Annotated in this window: 13 protein-coding genes; 9 read left to right on the plus strand and 4 right to left on the minus strand. The window is 64.8% G+C overall.

The window, feature by feature from the left end:
- The first annotated feature begins 37 nt into the window (after positions 1–37).
- Both HU751_RS01105 and HU751_RS01110 read left to right on the plus strand, forming a co-directional pair.
- A complete protein-coding gene (locus HU751_RS01105; RefSeq protein ID WP_186733752.1) occupies positions 38–2,494 on the plus strand; it encodes an EAL domain-containing protein in 2,457 nt (818 codons plus the stop codon).
- Positions 2,495–2,532: 38 nt separating this feature from the next.
- The gene (locus tag HU751_RS01110; protein WP_046856627.1) at positions 2,533–3,318 is read left to right on the plus strand and encodes an iron-containing redox enzyme family protein; all 786 of its coding nucleotides are present in this window, start codon (positions 2,533–2,535) and stop codon (positions 3,316–3,318) included.
- A 91-nt stretch (positions 3,319–3,409) separates the two neighbouring features.
- On the opposite strand, the gene HU751_RS01115 is transcribed toward HU751_RS01110, so the two are convergent.
- From HU751_RS01115 to HU751_RS01130, 4 genes are all read right to left on the minus strand, one after another.
- Entirely contained in the window at positions 3,410–4,150 is a 741-nt protein-coding gene (locus HU751_RS01115; protein WP_050704605.1) for a YciK family oxidoreductase, read from the minus strand.
- 139 nt (positions 4,151–4,289) lie between these two features.
- Entirely contained in the window at positions 4,290–4,961 is a 672-nt protein-coding gene (gene mupP, locus HU751_RS01120; RefSeq protein ID WP_186733751.1) for an N-acetylmuramic acid 6-phosphate phosphatase MupP, read from the minus strand.
- A gap of 2 nt (positions 4,962–4,963) precedes the next feature.
- Positions 4,964–5,662: a bifunctional 2-polyprenyl-6-hydroxyphenol methylase/3-demethylubiquinol 3-O-methyltransferase UbiG gene (gene ubiG, locus HU751_RS01125; RefSeq protein WP_186733750.1), complete on the minus strand. Its 699-nt coding sequence runs from the start codon at positions 5,660–5,662 to the stop codon at positions 4,964–4,966.
- A gap of 63 nt (positions 5,663–5,725) precedes the next feature.
- Positions 5,726–7,051 (minus strand): TRZ/ATZ family hydrolase, encoded by a 1,326-nt coding sequence (locus tag HU751_RS01130; protein ID WP_186733749.1) that lies wholly within the window; start codon positions 7,049–7,051, stop codon positions 5,726–5,728.
- A gap of 111 nt (positions 7,052–7,162) precedes the next feature.
- On the opposite strand from HU751_RS01130, the gene mtnA reads away from it, so the two are divergent.
- From mtnA to rpsA, 7 genes are all read left to right on the plus strand, one after another.
- Positions 7,163–8,239 (plus strand): S-methyl-5-thioribose-1-phosphate isomerase, encoded by a 1,077-nt coding sequence (gene mtnA / locus HU751_RS01135; RefSeq protein ID WP_186733748.1) that lies wholly within the window; start codon positions 7,163–7,165, stop codon positions 8,237–8,239.
- A 248-nt stretch (positions 8,240–8,487) separates the two neighbouring features.
- Positions 8,488–11,250, plus strand: a complete 2,763-nt coding sequence (gyrA, locus tag HU751_RS01140; RefSeq protein ID WP_186733747.1) for a DNA gyrase subunit A — start codon at positions 8,488–8,490, stop codon at positions 11,248–11,250.
- 247 nt (positions 11,251–11,497) lie between these two features.
- Positions 11,498–12,583, plus strand: a complete 1,086-nt coding sequence (gene serC / locus HU751_RS01145) for a 3-phosphoserine/phosphohydroxythreonine transaminase (protein WP_186733746.1) — start codon at positions 11,498–11,500, stop codon at positions 12,581–12,583.
- Positions 12,583–13,677 (plus strand): prephenate dehydratase, encoded by a 1,095-nt coding sequence (pheA, locus tag HU751_RS01150; protein ID WP_028690825.1) that lies wholly within the window; start codon positions 12,583–12,585, stop codon positions 13,675–13,677. Before serC ends, pheA begins: the two co-directional genes overlap by 1 nt.
- 211 nt (positions 13,678–13,888) lie before the next feature.
- On the plus strand, positions 13,889–16,096 hold the full coding sequence (locus HU751_RS01155; protein WP_367616951.1) for a bifunctional prephenate dehydrogenase/3-phosphoshikimate 1-carboxyvinyltransferase: 2,208 nt from the start codon (positions 13,889–13,891) through the stop codon (positions 16,094–16,096).
- Entirely contained in the window at positions 16,093–16,779 is a 687-nt protein-coding gene (gene cmk, locus HU751_RS01160; protein WP_028690823.1) for a (d)CMP kinase, read from the plus strand. The genes HU751_RS01155 and cmk overlap by 4 nt, the downstream gene beginning before the upstream one ends.
- 123 nt (positions 16,780–16,902) lie before the next feature.
- The gene (gene rpsA / locus HU751_RS01165; protein WP_046856619.1) at positions 16,903–18,579 is read left to right on the plus strand and encodes a 30S ribosomal protein S1; all 1,677 of its coding nucleotides are present in this window, start codon (positions 16,903–16,905) and stop codon (positions 18,577–18,579) included.
- Positions 18,580–18,870 lie beyond the last annotated feature (291 nt).

The following is an 18,870-nucleotide window of genomic DNA, read 5'->3' on the forward strand; positions in this document are numbered from 1 at the left end:
CGATTCGTGCCTTATCTGCCGCCATGACAGGGATTACATGAAGGGAAATCGGACTCTCGAAGCGCCAAGGCTGCTGGGCATCATCTGGCCCTTCGTCGCGGTTGTGGTTTTCCAGGTGCTGCTGGGCAGTCTGAGCCTTTATGCATTGTCCGCCGTGCGCGCCTACGTGGCGGGCGAGAGCCTGTGGTCCAAGGCACAGAAGGACGCCATCTATTATCTTAATCTCTATGCCGACGACCGCGATCCGCTGACCTACGCCCGCTACCGCCGGGCGATCCTGGTGCCCCAGGGCGATCACAACCTGCGCCTGGCCCTGGACCGACCTGAACCGGACCTGGAAGCAGCGCGCCAGGGGGTGCTGCAGGGTGGCAACCATCCGGAGGACGTCGCCCGGATCATCTGGTTCTACCGCAATTTCCGTCATATCAGCTATATGGAAACCGCCATCGATTACTGGGACATCGGTGACGATTACCTGCGCCAGCTCGACGTGCTGGCCCAGCAGATGCGCGAAGGCTTCGCCAGCGGCGTGATCGACCCGCACCAGGTGGCCAACTGGAAGGCGCGCATCGTCGCCATCAATGACGGTGTGACCCCCGCCGCCAAGGCGTTCAGCGATGCCCTGGGCGAAGGCTCACGGATGCTGCTCAAGGTGCTGATGCTCACCAACCTGGCCACTGCGCTGTTCCTGATCGCCATGGCCTGGCGCCGTTCGAGCAAGCTGCTGGCCCAGCGCCAGGCGTTCGCCAGTGCGCTGCAGGAGGAGAAGGAGCGGGCGCAGATCACCCTTGAGTCGATTGGTGACGCGGTGATCACCGCCGATGTCGACGGTTGCATCAGCTACATGAACCCGGCCGCCGAGCAGTTGACCCACTGGCAGGCGGTGCAGGCCCAGGGCTTGCCGCTGGCCGCGCTGTTCAGCCTGCTCGACGAGAACGCCGAGGGCGACAGCCTGACGCTGGTCGAGCAGGTGCTCAGCGGCAGCCTCAAGGGCGGCGCCGAGCATGCCCGGCTGATCCAGCGCCTGGACGGCAGCACGGTGTCGGTCAACCTGGTGGGCTCGCCCATCCTCACCGAAGGGCAGGTCAGTGGCATCGTCGTGGTGCTGCACGACATGACCCAGGAGCGCCAGTACATCGCCAACCTGTCCTGGCAGGCCACCCATGACGCCCTGACCGGGCTGGCCAACCGCCGGGAGTTTGAGTATCGCCTGGAGCAGGCGCTCAACGGCCTGGCCCGCCAGGCCGGGCGCCATTCGCTGATGTTCCTCGACCTCGACCAGTTCAAGCTGGTCAACGATACCTGCGGCCATGCCGCCGGCGACGAGCTGCTGCGGCATATCTGCGCGGTGCTGCAGTCGGGCCTGCGCGAGGGCGACACCCTGGCGCGCCTGGGCGGCGACGAGTTCGGCGTACTCCTGGAAAACTGCCCGCCGGAGCAGGCCGAGCGGATTGCCGAGCAGTTGCGCCAGGCCGTGCAGAGCCTGCATTTCGTGTGGAAGGGGCGCCCCTTCGTGACCACGGTCAGTATCGGCCTGGTGCATATCGCCCAGGTGCCCAGCACCCTGGAAGCGTCGTTGCGCGCGGCGGACATGGCCTGCTACATGGCCAAGGAGAAAGGCCGCAACCGGGTCCAGGTGTATCACGCCGACGACAGCGAGTTGTCCATGCGCTTTGGCGAAATGGCCTGGATCCAGCGATTGCACGTGGCGCTGGAGGAAAACCGCTTCTGCCTCTACGCCCAGGAGATCGCGCCCTTGCACCCCCACGAGGGGGCGGGGCATATCGAAATCCTCCTGCGTCTGCACGACGAAAGCGGGCGCACCATCCTCCCCGACAGCTTCATTCCCGCAGCGGAGCGCTATGGCCTGATGACTGCGCTCGACCGCTGGGTGGTGCGCAGCGTGTTCCAGGTGATCCGCCAGTGCCTGGACGAGGGCCGGGAGGGCCCCCTGGCGATGTGCGCCATCAATTTATCGGGCTCGAGCATCGGCGATGACAAGTTCCTCGAGTACCTGCAACGCCTGTTCGGCGAGTTCGACATCCCGCCACGGCTGATCTGTTTTGAAATTACTGAAACCAGCGCCATCGCCAATCTGGGCAGCGCGATCCGATTCATCAATGAATTGAAAGGACTGGGCTGCAGATTCTCCCTCGACGACTTCTGCGCCGGAATGTCGTCATTCGCCTATTTGAAGCATTTGCCTGTAGACTTCCTGAAGATCGACGGAAGTTTCGTCAAGGACATGCTCGATGACCCGATCAACCGAGCGATGGTCGAAGTGATCAATCACATCGGCCACGTCATGGGCAAGCGGACCATTGCCGAGTTCGTCGAGACGCCGCTGATCGAGCAGGCTTTGCAGGAGATCGGCGTGGACTACGCCCAGGGATACCTCATCGAACGCCCGCAGGTCTTCACCTGCGACAGCCTGCAGCGCCAACGGATTGCCGCGAGGCCCCTTCTGCACCGGGCGCCGGGGACCTTTCGCTGAACAACGCCCGGAAATCACAGGGAATCAAGGAGCTGACAGTGATCGACGCGTTCGTAAGGATCGGACCATTGATGGATCCGGCCAGTTATCCGCAGTGGGCCCAACAACTGATAGAGGATTGCCGCGAAAGCAAGCGCCGGGTGGTGGAACATGAGTTCTACCAGCGACTGCGCGATGGCCAGCTCAAGCAGTCGACCATCCGCCAGTACCTGATCGGCGGCTGGCCGGTGGTCGAGCAGTTCTCCCTCTACATGGCCCACAACCTCACCAAGACCCGTTACGCCCGGCACCCCGGCGAAGACATGGCGCGCCGCTGGCTGATGCGCAACATCCGGGTCGAACTCAACCATGCCGACTACTGGGTGCACTGGTGCCAGGCGCACGGTATCCACTTGCATGAACTGCAGTCCCAGGAGGTGCCGCCGGAGCTCAACGGCCTCAACGACTGGTGCTGGCGAGTGTGCGCCACCGAGTCGCTGGCCATCGCCATGGCAGCCACCAACTACGCCATCGAAGGTGCCACCGGCGAGTGGTCGGCAGTGGTCTGCGCCGAGGACACCTACGCCCAGGGCTTCCCCGAGGATACCCGCAAGCGCGCCATGAAGTGGCTGAAGATGCATGCGCAGTACGATGACGCGCATCCGTGGGAGGCGCTGGAGATCATCTGCACCCTGGCAGGCGAGAGCCCGACACTGGGGCTGCGCACCGAACTGCGTCGGGCGATCTGCAAGAGCTACGACTGCATGTTCCTGTTCCTGGAGCGTTGCATGCAGCTCGAAGGGCGTCAGCAGGGGCGTCTGCGTCCGGCGTTGGCGGCGGGCTGAAACCCTCGCGAGGCAAGCTCGCTCCCACGCCAACCCTGCAAGGCGGCGTGGGAGCGGTGGTGCGCCAATGCGACTGGCCCCGCGATGGGGCTTATTGCGCGTTCAGCGCCTGCCCGTTCACATCCTTGCTGTCCGGCCCCATCAGGTACAGGTACACCGGCATGATGTCCTCGGGCAGCGGGTTGTTCTGCGGGTTTTCGCTCGGGTAGGCCTGGGCGCGCATCGCTGTGCGCGTGGCGCCCGGGTTGATGCTGTTCGAGCGCACCGGTGCCACGCCCTCCAGCTCGTCGGCCAGGGTCTGCATCAGTCCCTCGGTGGCGAACTTCGACACGCCATAGGCGCCCCAGTAGGCCCGGCCCTTGCGCCCGACGCTGCTGGAGGTGAACACCACCGAGGCGTCCTCGGACAGTTTCAGCAGTGGCAGCAGGGTGCTGGTCAGCATGAAGGTGGCGTCGACGTTGATGTGCATCACGCGCATGAAGTTGTCGCCCGACAGCTGCTCCAGCGGCGTGCGCGGGCCGATGATCGAGGCGTTGTTGAGCAGTCCGTCGAGGCGGCCGAACTGCTCCTCGATCATCACCGCCAGTTCGTCGTACTGGTGCGGCAGGGCGGTTTCCAGGTTGAATGGGATCACCACCGGCTGCGGGTGGCCGGCGGCCTCGATCTGGTCGTAGACCTCGTTGAGGTTGGCCTCGGTCTTGCCCAGCAGCAGCACGGTGGCGCCCAGGGCAGCGTAGGCCTTGGCGGCGGCGGCGCCGATGCCGCGGCCGGCGCCGGTGACCAGGATGATCCGGCCCTTGAGCAGGTCGGGGCGGGCGGTGTAGTCGAACATAACGGGTTCCCTGTTGATGGCATAGCTCCGTGGGAGCGGGCTTGCCCCGCGATGGCGTCAGGGCGGACACCATCATTGTCTGGACGGGCAGCCTCGCGGGGCAAGCCCGCTCCCACGGGCGTCTATGACTGTTGGTTCTTCAGCAGCCGCACAGCGCGCTGTCGATCACCTTGCGCAGTTCCAGCGGGTGGTCCACCACCACGTCGGCGCCCCAGTTGTTGGGGTTGTCCTCTGGGTGAATATAGCCGTAGCGCACCGCCGCAGTGCGGGTGCCGGCGTCGCGGCCGGACTCGATGTCGCGCAGGTCGTCGCCGACGAACAGCACGCTGGCCGGGTCCAGGTCCAGGGTCTTGCACGCCAGGATCAGCGGCTCGGGGTCGGGCTTGCTGTTCTTCACGTGGTCCGGGCAGATCAGCAGGGCCGAGCGCTCGGCCAGGCCCAGGCGCTGCATGATCGGCTCGGCGAAACGCACCGGCTTGTTGGTGACCACGCCCCACAGCAGGTTGCCTTTCTCGATGTCGGCCAGCAGCTCCGGCATGCCGTTGAACAGCTTGCTGTGCACCGCGCAGTCGCGCTGGTAACGCTCGAGGAACTCCAGGCGCAGGGCCTCGAAGCCGTCGGCCTCGGGGTCCATGGCGAAGGTCGCGGCGACCATGGCGCGGGCGCCGCCGGAGATCACTTCGCGGATGCGCGCGTCGTCGATGGCCGGCAGGCCGCGGTCGGCGAGCATCGCCTGGCAGATGGCGATGAAGTCGGGCGCCGTGTCCAGCAGGGTGCCGTCCATGTCGAAGAGTACTGCTCGCAGGCGCATGCTCATTCCTCGCGCAGGGTCTGGATCATATAGTTGACGTCGACGTCGTTGTTCAGCTTGTAGTGCTTGGTCAGCGGGTTGTAGGTCAGGCCGATGATGTCCTTGACCTCGAGGCCCGCGGCGCGGCTCCAGGCACCCAGCTCGGAGGGGCGGATGAACTTCTTGAAGTCATGGGTGCCGCGCGGCAGCATCTTGAGGACGTACTCGGCGCCGATGATCGCCAGCAGGTAGGCCTTGGGGTTGCGGTTGATGGTCGAGAAGAACACCTGGCCGCCCGGCTTGACCATGCGGTAGCAGGCACGGATCACCGACGAAGGATCGGGTACGTGCTCGAGCATCTCCAGGCAGGTGACCACGTCGAACTGCTCGGGCATCTCCTCGGCCAGGGCCTCGGCGGTGATCTGCCGGTATTCCACTGCCACGCCGGACTCCAGCTGATGCAGTTGGGCCACCGCCAGTGGCGCCTCGCCCATGTCGATACCGGTCACGGTGGCGCCGCGCTGGGCCATCGCCTCGCTGAGGATGCCGCCGCCGCAGCCGACGTCCAGCACCTTCTTGCCGGCAAGGGCGACGCGCTCGTCGATCCAATTGACCCGCAGCGGGTTGATGTCGTGCAGTGGCTTGAATTCGCTCTCGCGGTCCCACCAGCGGTGGGCCAGGGCTTCGAACTTGGCGATTTCGGCGTGGTCGACGTTGCTCATCTGAACAGTCCTCTGAAGCTTCTATGAAAGTGTCACGGGGCGCCAGCCGTGGCTGGCACCCGGTTATTCGTTGCGCCCGCCGATGCGGGCTCCCCAGGCGCGGGCATTGGCGGCCAGGGCCTGCTCGTCCATCCGCGTCAGGCGGTGGTCCAGCACCAGGGCGTGGCCGGCGACCCAGACGTCCTTCACGCAATCGCGGCCGGTGGCGTAGATCAGTTGCGAGACCGGGTCGTGCACCGGCTGCTGCGCCAGTCCCGACAGGTCGAAGGCGACCAGGTCGGCGGCCTTGCCCACCTCGAGCGAGCCGGTCGTCGCCTCCAGGCCCAGCGCCCGGGCGCCGTTGAGCGTGGCCATGCGCAGCGCCCGGTGGGCGTCCAGGGCGGTGGCCGAGCCAGCGACGGCCTTGGCCAGCAGCGCGGCGGTACGGGTTTCGCCGAGCAGGTCGAGGTCGTTGTTGCTGGCGGCGCCGTCGGTGCCTACCGCCACGTTCACCCCGGCCTGCCACAGGCGCTCCACCGGGCAGAAGCCGCTGGCCAGCTTGAGGTTGGACTCGGGGCAGTGGACCACGCTGGTGTTGCTTTCTACCAGCAGGGCCAGATCCTCGTCGCTGACCTGGGTCATGTGCACCGCCTGCAGGTTCGGCCCCAGCAGGCCCAGGCGGGCGAGGCGGGCCAGCGGGCGCTCGCCGTTGTCCTTGAGTGCCTGCTCGACTTCGCCGGCGGTCTCGTGGATATGCATGTGCAGCGGTGCGTCGAGCTGGTCGGCGATCACCCGGATCTTCTCCAGGTTCGCATCGCTGACCGTGTACGGCGCGTGCGGGCCGAGGGCGATGGTAATGCGCGGGTGGTGGCGCAGGTCGCCGAACAGCTCGATGGCCAGGTGCAGGCCCTCGTCCGGGGTGCGCGCGCCGGGGATCGGGAAGTCCAGCAGCGGCACGGCGATCTGCGCGCGGATGCCGCTGTGGTGCACGCGGTCGCAGGCCTCGCGGGGGAAGAAGTACATGTCGGCGAAGCAGGTGATGCCGCCCTTGAGCTGCTCGGCGATGGCCAGGTCGGTGCCGTCACGCACGAAGGCCTCGTCCACCCAGCGGCCCTCGGCCGGCCAGATGTGCTCCTGTAGCCAGGTCATCAGCGGCAGGTCGTCGGCCAGGCCGCGGAACAGGGCCATGGCGGCGTGGCCGTGGGCGTTGACCAGCCCGGGCGTCAGCACGCAGTCGCGTAGCTCGCGCACTTCTCGGGCCCGGGGCGCCCGCTCGCGGGGGCCGAGCCAGGCGATCCGGCCGTCCAGTACGCCCAGCGCATGGCCTTCGAGCACCACGCCGGCCGGCTCCACGGGGACCAGCCAGTCCGGCGCAAGCAACAGGTCGAGGAGGGGAGTGGCGGTGGGCATGCGCGGCATATACCTGGGTCGGTTCGACTAAACGCGCAGTATACCCGAGCGCCCGCGGCTGAGGGTCGCTATAATCGCCGGCTTTTGATGCCAGGGCGACGGGGAGAGGCGATGCGCGAGCAACTGATGGCGGCGGAGACGGTGACGGGCATCGAATGGCGCGATGGCGTGCTGCACCTGCTCGACCAGCGCCTGCTGCCGCTGGAGCAGTGCTGGCTGGCCTGTACCGAGGCGTACGAGGTAGCCGAGGCGATCAGCGACATGGCCGTGCGCGGCGCCCCGGCGATCGGCATTTGCGCCGCCTATGGCCTGGTGCTGGCATTGCGCCGGCGGCTGGCCGAGGGCGACGGTTGGGAGGAGTCTCTCGAAGAGGACTTCATGCTGCTGGGCGAGGCGCGTCCGACCCCGGCCAACCTGTTCTGGGCGCTCAACCGCATGCGCGAACGCCTGCAGCGCCTGCGTCCCGGCGAGGACGTGCTGGCGGTGATGGAGGCCGAGGCGGTGGCGATCCACGAAAGCGACCGCGAGGCCAACCTGACCATGGCCCAGTTCGGCGTCGAGCAGATCCGCCGCCACCAGGGCAGCGAGCAGGCCCTGCTTACCCACGGCAATGCCGGCGCCCTGGCCACCGGTGGCTTCGGCACCGCCCTGGGGGTGATCCGCGCCGCCACCCTTGAAGGCATGGTCGAGCAGGTGTATGCCTGCGAGTCGCGGCCCTGGCTGCAGGGCTCGCGCCTGACTGCCTGGGAGCTGGCCGCCGACGGCGTGCCGGTGACCGTGGTCGCCGACGCGGCCATGGGGCACCTGATGAAGACCAAGGGCATCACCTGGGTGGTGGTCGGCGCTGACTGTATCGCCGCCAATGGCGATGTGGCGGCGAAGATCGGCACCTACCAGATGGCGGTGAACGCCATGCACCACGGTCTGCGCTTCATGGTGGTGGCGCCGAGCACCAGCATCGACCTGAACCTGGCGACCGGCGAGGATATCCCGCTGGAGACCCGCGGCGAAGAAGAGCTGCTGGAAGTGGCGGGCATCCAGGTGACGGCCGACGTCGAGGCGTACAACCCGGTGGTCGATGTCACCCCGGCGGACCTGATCGACGTGATCGTCACCGAGAAGGGCGTGGTCGAACGCCCGGACACGGCGAAAATCGCCCAGTTGATGTGCCGCAAACGCCTCCATTGAGGCGTTTTTTCACCCGTTTGGATGGCGCTGCAAGGCAACCTGCCACATCTCCCATGCGTCCCGTGTTTGTGATACCATCCGGCAGTTTCCAAGGCTGCTCTTTGCGGTGGCCTTCATTGCGCAGATCCATGGCACAACTCATTGATTTGTCGTAAGTCGTCGCACCCTATATGCGCTGCGGCGGCGAGCTTCGTTCGTCCTTCGAGGGATCAGGCGAAGTTTCACCAGAAAAAGGAATCAGGCTTCTCATGGGCGAACTGGCCAAAGAAATCCTCCCGGTCAATATCGAAGACGAACTGAGACAGTCTTACCTCGACTACGCGATGAGCGTTATTGTCGGGCGAGCGCTGCCCGATGCGCGTGACGGCTTGAAGCCCGTGCATCGTCGCGTTCTGTATGCGATGAGCGAACTGGGCAACGACTGGAACAAGCCGTACAAGAAATCCGCCCGTGTGGTCGGTGACGTGATCGGTAAGTACCACCCGCACGGCGACACTGCCGTGTACGACACCATCGTGCGCATGGCCCAGCCTTTCTCGCTGCGCTACCTGCTGGTCGATGGCCAGGGCAACTTCGGTTCGGTGGACGGCGACAACGCCGCGGCCATGCGATACACCGAAGTGCGCATGGCCAAGCTGGCCCACGAGCTGCTGGCCGACCTGCACAAGGAAACCGTCGACTGGGTGCCCAACTACGACGGCACCGAGCAGATCCCGGCGGTCATGCCGACCAAGATCCCCAACCTGCTGGTCAACGGTTCCAGCGGTATCGCCGTGGGCATGGCCACCAACATCCCGCCGCACAACCTCGGCGAAGTGATCGATGGCTGCCTGGCGCTGATCGACAACTCCGACATCACGGTCGATGAGCTGATGCAGTTCATCCCGGGTCCGGACTTCCCTACCGCCGGCCTGATCAACGGTCGCCAGGGCATCATCGAGGCCTATCGCACCGGCCGTGGCCGCATCTATATGCGTGCCCGTTCCGAAATCGAGGACATCGACAAGGTCGGTGGCCGCCAGCAGATCGTCGTCACCGAGCTGCCGTACCAGCTGAACAAGGCGCGTCTGATCGAGAAGATCGCCGAGCTGGTCAAAGAGAAGAAGATCGAAGGCATCACCGAGCTGCGCGACGAGTCCGACAAGGACGGCATGCGCATCGTCATCGAGCTGCGCCGCGGCGAGGTGCCGGAGGTGGTGCTCAACAACCTCTACCAGCAGACCCAGCTGCAGAGCGTGTTCGGCATCAACATCGTCGCCCTGATCGACGGTCGCCCGCGCCTGCTGAACCTCAAGGACCTGCTCGAGGCGTTCGTTCGCCACCGTCGCGAAGTGGTTACCCGCCGCACCGTGTTCGAGCTGCGCAAGGCCCGCGAGCGTGGCCACATCCTTGAAGGCCAGGCGGTCGCGCTGTCCAACATCGACCCGGTCATCGCCCTGATCAAGGCTTCGCCGACCCCGTCCGAAGCCAAGGAAGCACTGATCAGCACCGCCTGGGAGTCCAGCGCGGTGCAGGTCATGGTCGAGCGCGCCGGCGCCGAATCCTGCCGTCCGGAAGACCTGCCGGAGCAGTACGGCCTGCGTGAAGGCAAGTACTACCTGTCGCCGGAGCAGGCCCAGGCCATCCTCGAGCTGCGCCTGCACCGCCTGACCGGCCTGGAGCACGAGAAGCTGCTGGCCGAGTACCAGGAGATCCTCGAGCAGATCGGCGAGCTGATCCGCATCCTCAGCAGCGCCGAGCGCCTGATGGAAGTGATCCGCGAAGAACTTGAAGCGATCCGTGCCGAGTACGGCGATGCCCGCCGCACCGAGATCCTCAACGCCAGCCACGACCTCAACTACGGCGACATGATTCCGGAAGAAGAGCGCGTGGTGACCATCTCCCACGGTGGTTACGCCAAGACCCAGCCATTGTCCGCCTACCAGGCCCAGCGCCGCGGCGGCAAGGGCAAGTCGGCTACCGGTGTCAAGGACGAGGACTACATCGAGCACCTGCTGGTCGCCAACAGCCACGCCACCCTGCTGCTGTTCTCCAGCAAGGGCAAGGTGTACTGGAAGAAAACCTACGAAATCCCCGAGGCCTCCCGCGCCGCCCGCGGTCGTCCGCTGGTCAACCTGCTGCCGCTGGAGGAAGGTGAGCGCATCACCGCCATGCTGCAGGTCGACCTGGAAGCGCTGCAACAGCACGCAGATCCCGACGAGGAGCTGGAAGACAGCGACGACAGCGTGATCGAAGGCGAGCTGGTGGAAGTCGAAGAGATCGACGAGGAGGATGGCGACACCCCTGAGTGGGCCGCTGAGCCGACCGGCGCCTACATCTTCATGGCCACCGCCTCCGGCACCGTGAAGAAGACCCCGCTGGTGCAGTTCGCCCGTCCGCGCTCCAACGGCCTGATCGCCCTGAAGCTCAAGGAAGGTGACACCCTGATCGCCGCGGCCATCACCGACGGCGCCAAGGAAGTCATGATGTTCTCCGACGCCGGCAAGGTGATCCGCTTCGCCGAGAGCGTGGTGCGCGAAATGGGCCGTACCGCCCGTGGCGTGCGCGGCATGAAACTGGGCAAGGGCCAGCAGATCATCTCCATGCTGATTCCCGAGTCCGGTGCGCAGATCCTCACCGCCTCCGAGCGTGGCTTCGGCAAGCGCACCCCGCTGTCCAAGTTCCCGCGTCGCGGTCGTGGTGGCCAGGGCGTGATCGCCATGGGCACCAAGGGGCGCAACGGCTTGCTGATCGGCGCCATCCAGGTGCAGGAAGGCGAGGAGATCATGCTGATTTCCGACCAGGGCACCCTGGTGCGCACGCGGGTCGGCGAAGTGTCCAGCCTGAGCCGTAACACTCAAGGCGTTACGCTGATCAAGCTGGCCACCGACGAAACGCTGGTAGGCCTGGAGCGTGTCCAGGAGCCATCCGAGGAAGAGCTCGACGACCTGGTCGAGACGGACGAGGAGGGCGCCCCGCTCGATGCGGTGGACGAGGACAACGCAGGCGCCGAAGAGGCACCTCAGGAATAACCGAAGCAACAACCCGAACGGGGCGACCAAGGTCGCCCCGTTTGACTGATTGGAACAGGCAACGCCCGCTTCCTGTAGGGGCGGCCTTGTGTCGCGAAAGGGGCGCGAAGCTGCCCCGAGGTTTCAGCGGCGCTGCAAAATGTCGGGGGCTGCTGCGCAGCCCTATCGCGACACGAGGCCGCTCCTACACGGGGTTGGCGGGGTCTGTGAGTTACGATTTGTTCTATTTGGCAGAGCGAGAGTGGATGTGAGCAAACGAGCCTTTAACTTCTGCGCCGGCCCCGCCGCGCTTCCCGATGCTGTCCTGCAGCGTGCCCAGGCCGAAATGCTGGACTGGCGCGGCAAGGGCCTGTCGGTGATGGAAATGAGCCATCGCAGCGACGACTACGTGGCCATTGCCGAAAAGGCCGAGCAGGACCTGCGCGACCTGCTGTCCGTCCCCTCCAACTACAAGGTGTTGTTCCTGCAGGGCGGCGCCAGCCAGCAGTTCGCCGAGATCCCGCTGAACCTGCTGCCGGAGAACGGCACCGCCGACTACATCGAGACCGGCATCTGGTCGAAGAAGGCCATCGAGGAAGCGCGTCGCTTTGGTAACGTCAATGTCGCCGCCAGCGCCAAGCCCTACGACTACCTGGCCATCCCGGGCCAGAACGAGTGGAATCTGACCAAGAACGCGGCCTACGTCCACTATGCGTCCAACGAGACCATCGGCGGCCTGCAGTTCGACTGGGTGCCCGAGACCGGCGATGTACCGCTGGTGGTCGACATGTCCTCCGACATCCTCTCGCGTCCGACCGACGTGTCGCAGTTCGGCATGATCTACGCCGGCGCGCAGAAGAACATCGGCCCCAGCGGCCTGGTGGTGGTGATCGTCCGTGAAGACCTGCTGGGCCACGCCCGCAGCAGCTGCCCGACCATGCTCGACTACAAGATCGCGGCCGACAACGGCTCGATGTACAACACCCCGGCCACTTATTCCTGGTACCTCTCGGGCCTGGTGTTCGAATGGCTCAAGGAGCAGGGTGGCGTCGAGGCCATGGAGCAGCGCAACCGCGCCAAGAAGGACCGCCTGTACGGCTTCATCGACGGCAGCGAGTTCTACACCAACCCGATCAGCCACAACGCCCGTTCGTGGATGAACGTGCCGTTCCGCCTGGCCGACGAGCGCCTGGACAAGGCCTTCCTGGCCGGCGCCGACGCCCGTGGCCTGCTGAACCTCAAGGGGCACCGCTCGGTCGGCGGCATGCGTGCCTCGATCTACAACGCCCTGGGCCTGGAGGCCGTCGAGGCGCTGGTGCAGTACATGGCTGAATTCGAGAAGGAGCACGGCTGATGTCCGACCAGGAACTCAAGGCCCTGCGCGTGCGCATCGACAGCCTCGACGAGAAGATCCTCGAGCTGATCAGCGAGCGCGCCCGTTGCGCCCAGGAAGTGGCCAAGGTCAAGACCGCGTCGCTGGCCGAAGGCGAGGCGCCGGTGTTCTATCGCCCCGAGCGTGAAGCCGCGGTGCTCAAGCGCGTCATGGAGCGCAACAAGGGGCCGCTGGACAACGAAGAGATGGCGCGGCTGTTCCGCGAGATCATGTCCTCCTGCCTGGCCCTGGAAGAGCCGCTGAAGGTTGCCTACCTCGGTCCGGAAGGCACCTTCACCCAGGCGGCGGCCATGAAGCACTTCGGTCACGCCGTGGTCAGCCGTCCGATGGCGGCCATCGACGAGGTGTTCCGCGAAGTGGCGGCCGGTGCCGTCAACTTCGGCGTGGTGCCGGTGGAAAACTCCACCGAAGGCGCGGTCAGCCATACGCTGGACAGCTTCCTCGAGCACGACATGGTCATCTGCGGCGAGGTGGAGCTGCGTATCCACCACCACCTGCTGGTGGGCGAGAACACCAAGACCGACAGCATCACCCGCATCTACTCCCATGCCCAGTCGCTGGCCCAGTGCCGCAAGTGGCTGGACGCCCATTATCCGAACGTCGAGCGCGTGGCTGTCTCCAGCAACGCCGAGGCGGCCAAGCGGGTCAAGGGCGAGTGGAATTCGGCGGCGATCGCCGGTGACATGGCGGCCAACCTGTACGGGCTGACCCGCCTGGCCGAGAAGATCGAGGACCGCCCGGACAACTCCACGCGCTTCCTCATGATCGGCAGCCAGGAAGTGCCGCCGACCGGCGACGACAAGACCTCGATCATCGTCTCCATGAGCAACAAGCCGGGCGCGCTGCATGAACTGCTGGTACCGTTCCACGAGAACGGCATCGACCTGACGCGCATCGAGACCCGTCCGTCGCGCAGTGGCAAGTGGACCTACGTGTTCTTCATCGACTTCGTCGGCCATCACCGCGATCCGCTGATCAAGGCGGTGCTGGAGCAGATCAGCCAGGAGGCTGTGGCGCTGAAGGTGCTGGGGTCGTACCCGAAGGCGGTGCTTTGATTTGAGATTGCCGGGGCCGCTTCGCGCCCCATCGCGACACAAGGCCGCTCCCACAGGTATTGTGCAGGCCTTGAAGCTGTACCGGGTCCTGTGGGAGCGGCCTTGCGTCGCGATGGGCTGCAACGCAGCCCCAGTGGGTCTCGCAGATTGCCTAGATTTCTGAACAGGGTTCGCACTCGTGGTTGATGCTGTAACAAACAAATCCGCACCGATTGTCGGTCGCCTGGTCGTGGTCGGTCTCGGCCTGATCGGCGGCTCCTTCGCCAAGGGCTTGCGTGAGAGCGGCCTGTGCCGCGAAGTGGTCGGCGTCGACCTGGATGCCGAGTCGCGCAAGCAGGCCGTGGCGCTGGGCGTGGTCGACCGTTGCGAGGCCGACCTGGCCGCCGCCTGCGTCGGCGCCGACGTCATCCAGCTGGCGGTGCCGATCCTGGCCATGGAGAAAGTCCTGGCCTGCCTGGCCCAGCTCGACTTGGGTGACGCAGTGATCACCGACGTGGGCAGTGCCAAGGGCAACGTCGTGCGCGCAGCGCGCGAGGCTTTCGCCGAGCGCCTGCCGCGCTTCGTGCCTGGGCATCCGATCGCCGGTTCCGAGCAAAGCGGCGTGGAAGCCTCCAATGCCGCGCTGTTCCGTCGCCACAAGGTGATCCTCACGCCGCTGGCGGAAACCGATCCGCAGGCGCTGGCCCTGGTCGACCGCCTCTGGCGCGCGCTGGACGCCGATGTCGAACACATGCCGGTGGAGCGCCATGACGAAGTCCTGGCCGCCACCAGCCATCTGCCGCACCTGCTGGCCTTCGGCCTGGTCGATTCGCTGGCCAAGCGCAATGAAAACCTGGAGATCTTCCGGTACGCTGCGGGGGGCTTTCGCGATTTCACGAGAATCGCCGGCAGCGACCCGATCATGTGGCACGACATCTTCCTCGCCAACCGCGAGGCGGTCCTGCGCACTCTCGATACATTTCGCAGCGACCTCGACGCCTTGCGCGACGCGGTCGATGCTGGGGACGGGCACCAACTGCTGGGTGTGTTCACCCGCGCCCGGGTTGCCCGCGAGCATTTCAGTAAAATCCTGGCCCGCCGGGCCTATGTGGACGCTATGAACGCCAACGATCTGATTTTCCTGGCCCAACCGGGTGGCCGCGTGTCCGGACGGATCCGCGTACCTGGCGACAAGTCGATTTCCCACCGCTCGATCATGCTCGGCTCGCTGGCCGAAGGCACCACCGAGGTGGAAGGTTTCCTCGAGGGCGAGGACGCCCTGGCCACCTTGCAGGCCTTCCGTGACATGGGCGTGGTCATCGAAGGCCCGCACCACGGCCGCGTGACCATCCATGGCGTTGGCCTGCACGGCCTCAAGCCGCCACCCGGGCCGCTGTATGTCGGCAACTCCGGCACCTCGATGCGCCTGTTGTCCGGCCTGCTGGCGGCGCAGTTGTTCGACACCACCATGACCGGCGACGCCTCGCTGTCCAAGCGCCCGATGAATCGCGTGGCCAATCCGCTGCGCGAAATGGGCGCGGTGGTCGAGACCGGCCCTGAAGGCCGTCCGCCGCTGACCATTCGTGGTGGCCACAAGCTCAAGGCGCTGAACTACACGCTGCCGATGGCCAGTGCCCAGGTCAAATCCTGCCTGCTGCTGGCCGGCCTGTACGCCGAGGGCACCACCACTGTCACCGAACCTGCGCCGACCCGTGACCACACCGAGCGCATGCTGCGCGGCTTCGGCTATGCGATCGAGTCGAACGGTCCGGTGGCCTCCCTGCAGTCCGGTGGCAAGCTCACCGCTACCCGCATCGAAGTGCCGGCGGACATTTCCTCCTCGGCGTTCTTCCTGGTGGCAGCGTCCATCGCCGAAGGTTCCGAGCTGGTCCTGGAGCACGTCGGCATCAACCCGACCCGCACCGGCGTGATCGACATCCTGCGCCTGATGGGCGGCGACATCACCCTGGAAAACCAGCGTGAAGTCGGCGGCGAACCTGTGGCTGACCTGCGCGTGCGTGGCGCCAAGCTCAAGGGCATTGATATCCCCGAGCACCTCGTGCCGCTGGCCATCGACGAGTTCCCGGTACTGTTCGTCGCCGCCGCCTGCGCCGAAGGGCGCACCGTGCTGCGTGGCGCCGAAGAGCTGCGGGTCAAGGAGTCGGACCGCATCCAGGTGATGGCCGACGGCCTGATCGCCCTGGGCGTGAAGTGCGAGCCGACCCCGGATGGCATCATCATCGACGGCGGCCAGATCGGCGGCGGCGAAGTGCACGGCCACGGCGACCACCGTATCGCCATGGCCTTCAGCATCGCCTCGCTGCGTGCCAGTGCGCCGATCGTGATCCATGACTGCGCCAACGTCGCCACGTCGTTCCCCAACTTCCTGGCGCTGTGCAAGGAAGTCGGCATCCGCGTCGCCGAAGAGGGCAAGTCGTGAATTCGCAAGCACCGGTCATCACCATCGACGGGCCGAGCGGCTCGGGCAAGGGTACCGTGGCGGGCCTGCTGGCCCGCGAGCTGGGCTGGCGCCTGCTCGATTCCGGCGCCCTGTACCGCCTGCTGGCGTTCAATGCCAGCAACCATGGCGTCGACCTGACCAACGAAGAGCTGCTCAAGGCCCTGGCCGCCCATCTGGATGTGCAGTTCATCGCCGCCGAGCCGGGCAAGCTGCAGCAGATCATTCTCGAGGGTGAGGATGTGAGTCACGTCATCCGTACCGAGACCGTCGGCGCCGGCGCCTCGATGGTCGCCTCGCTGCCGGCCGTGCGCGAAGCGCTGCTGCAGCGCCAGCGCGCCTTCCGCGAAGCCCCGGGTTTGATCGCCGACGGTCGCGACATGGGTACCGTGGTGTTCCCCGACGCGCCGCTCAAGGTGTTCCTCACCGCCAGTGCCGAGGAACGTGCCCGTCGCCGTTACCTGCAGTTGAAGGGCAAGGGTGAAGATGTTAGTCTGTCAAGTCTGCTAGATGAGATACGTGCGCGCGATGAGCGTGACACCCAGCGCGCAGTGGCCCCGCTCAAGCCGGCGGCCGATGCCATTCAGCTGGATTCCACGGAGTTGTCCATCGAGCAGGTGCTGCAACGCATCAGAAGCGAGCTCGCCCTGCGCGACCTGGCCTGATGGAGAGGAGAGCGGGCAGGGGCACCAGTCAACGTCCTGTCAGCGCTTCTTAACTTAACGAAACCCACATTGTCTGGAATGTGGCTATGGGCGTCTTTTTCGCCCGAATCTACAGGAATTAAAATGAGCGAAAGCTTTGCAGAACTCTTTGAAGAAAGCCTGAAAACCCTCAATCTTCAGCCGGGTGCAATCATCACCGGTATCGTTGTCGACATCGACGGCGACTGGGTTACCGTACACGCTGGCCTGAAGTCCGAGGGTGTCATCCCGCTCGAGCAGTTCTACAACGAAACTGGCGAACTGACCATCAAGGTCGGTGACGAAGTTCACGTTGCGCTGGACGCGGTCGAAGACGGCTTCGGCGAAACCAAGCTGTCCCGTGAGAAAGCCAAGCGCGCCGAGTGCTGGATTGTTCTGGAAGCTGCTTTCGCTGCTGAAGAAGTGGTCAAGGGCGTTATCAACGGTAAGGTTAAAGGCGGCTTCACTGTCGACGTTAACGGCATCCGTGCGTTCCTGCCGGGCTCCCTGGTTGATGTCCGCCCAGTGCGCGACACCACCCACCTCGAAGGCAAAGAGCTGGAATTCAAGGTCATCAAGCTGGACCAGAAGCGCAACAACGTTGTCGTTTCCCGTCGCAGCGTCCTGGAAGCCGAAAACAGCGCCGAGCGCGAAGCTCTGCTGGAATCGCTGCAGGAAGGCCAGCAGGTCAAAGGTATCGTCAAGAACCTCACCGACTACGGTGCGTTCGTTGACCTGGGCGGCGTCGATGGTCTGCTGCACATCACCGACATGGCCTGGAAGCGTATCAAGCACCCGTCGGAAATCGTCAACGTTGGTGACGAGATCGACGTCAAGGTCCTGAAGTACGATCGCGAGCGCAACCGCGTTTCGCTGGGTCTGAAGCAACTGGGCGAAGACCCATGGGTTGCTATCAAAGCCCGTTACCCAGAGAGCACTCGCGTGACTGCTCGCGTCACCAACCTGACCGACTACGGCTGCTTCGCTGAGCTGGAAGAAGGCGTTGAAGGTCTGGTGCACGTTTCCGAAATGGACTGGACCAACAAGAACATCCACCCGTCGAAAGTCGTTCAGGTTGGCGACGAAGTGGAAGTCATGGTTCTGGACATCGACGAAGAGCGTCGTCGTATCTCCCTGGGTATCAAGCAGTGCAAATCGAACCCATGGGAAGACTTCTCCGGCCAGTTCAACAAGGGTGACAAGATCACCGGTACCATCAAGTCGATCACCGACTTCGGTATCTTCATCGGCCTGGACGGCGGCATCGACGGTCTGGTTCACCTGTCCGACATCTCCTGGAACGAAGCCGGCGAAGAAGCCGTGCGTCGCTTCAAGAAGGGCGACGAGCTGGAAACCGTCATCCTGTCGGTTGACCCAGAGCGCGAGCGCATCTCCCTGGGCATCAAGCAGCTGGAAGACGATCCGTTCTCCAACTTCGTTGCTGTCAACGACAAGGGCGCTATCGTCAAGGGTATCGTCAAGGAAGTTGACGCCAAGGGCGCTATCGTGACCCTGGCCGACGACATCGAAGCTACTCTGAAAGCTTCCGAAATCAGCCGTGACCGCGTTGAAGACGCCCGTAACGTGCTGAAGGAAGGCGAAGAGATCGAAGCCAAGATCATCAGCGTCGACCGCAAGTCCCGCGTTATCAGCCTGTCCATCAAATCGAAGGACGACGCTGAAGAGCGCGAAGCCATCCAGAGCCTGAAAAACGCTCCGGAAGCGGCTGCCGACACCACCATGGCTGCGCTGCTGCGCGAAGCAATGGCCAAGCAGAACTGAGTTCTGTTTGATCGGTAAAAAGGGCGACCCTCGGGTCGCCCTTTTTTGTACCTGCGATTTGCCTGGCTGGGCCAAAGCAGCTTGTTCCTACAGGATTTGTAGCTATTTCTGAGGTCGTGCGTGGTGTGTGGGCGGTAGGCTTTCCCGCTCGCCTGCAAAGTCGCGCCGCAGTGCGGTGTCGTTCGTGTGAGGCGGGGTTCGTCTGGGCTGTGGCCTACCTTGAATTTTTTTGTTTAGTCAAGAACCACCCTGTTCAAATCCACCGGAGCGTGCTACAAACTGATTAAGCAA

Origin of the sequence: Pseudomonas peradeniyensis, assembly GCF_014268935.2 — a bacterium.
GTDB lineage: Bacteria > Pseudomonadota > Gammaproteobacteria > Pseudomonadales > Pseudomonadaceae > Aquipseudomonas > Aquipseudomonas peradeniyensis.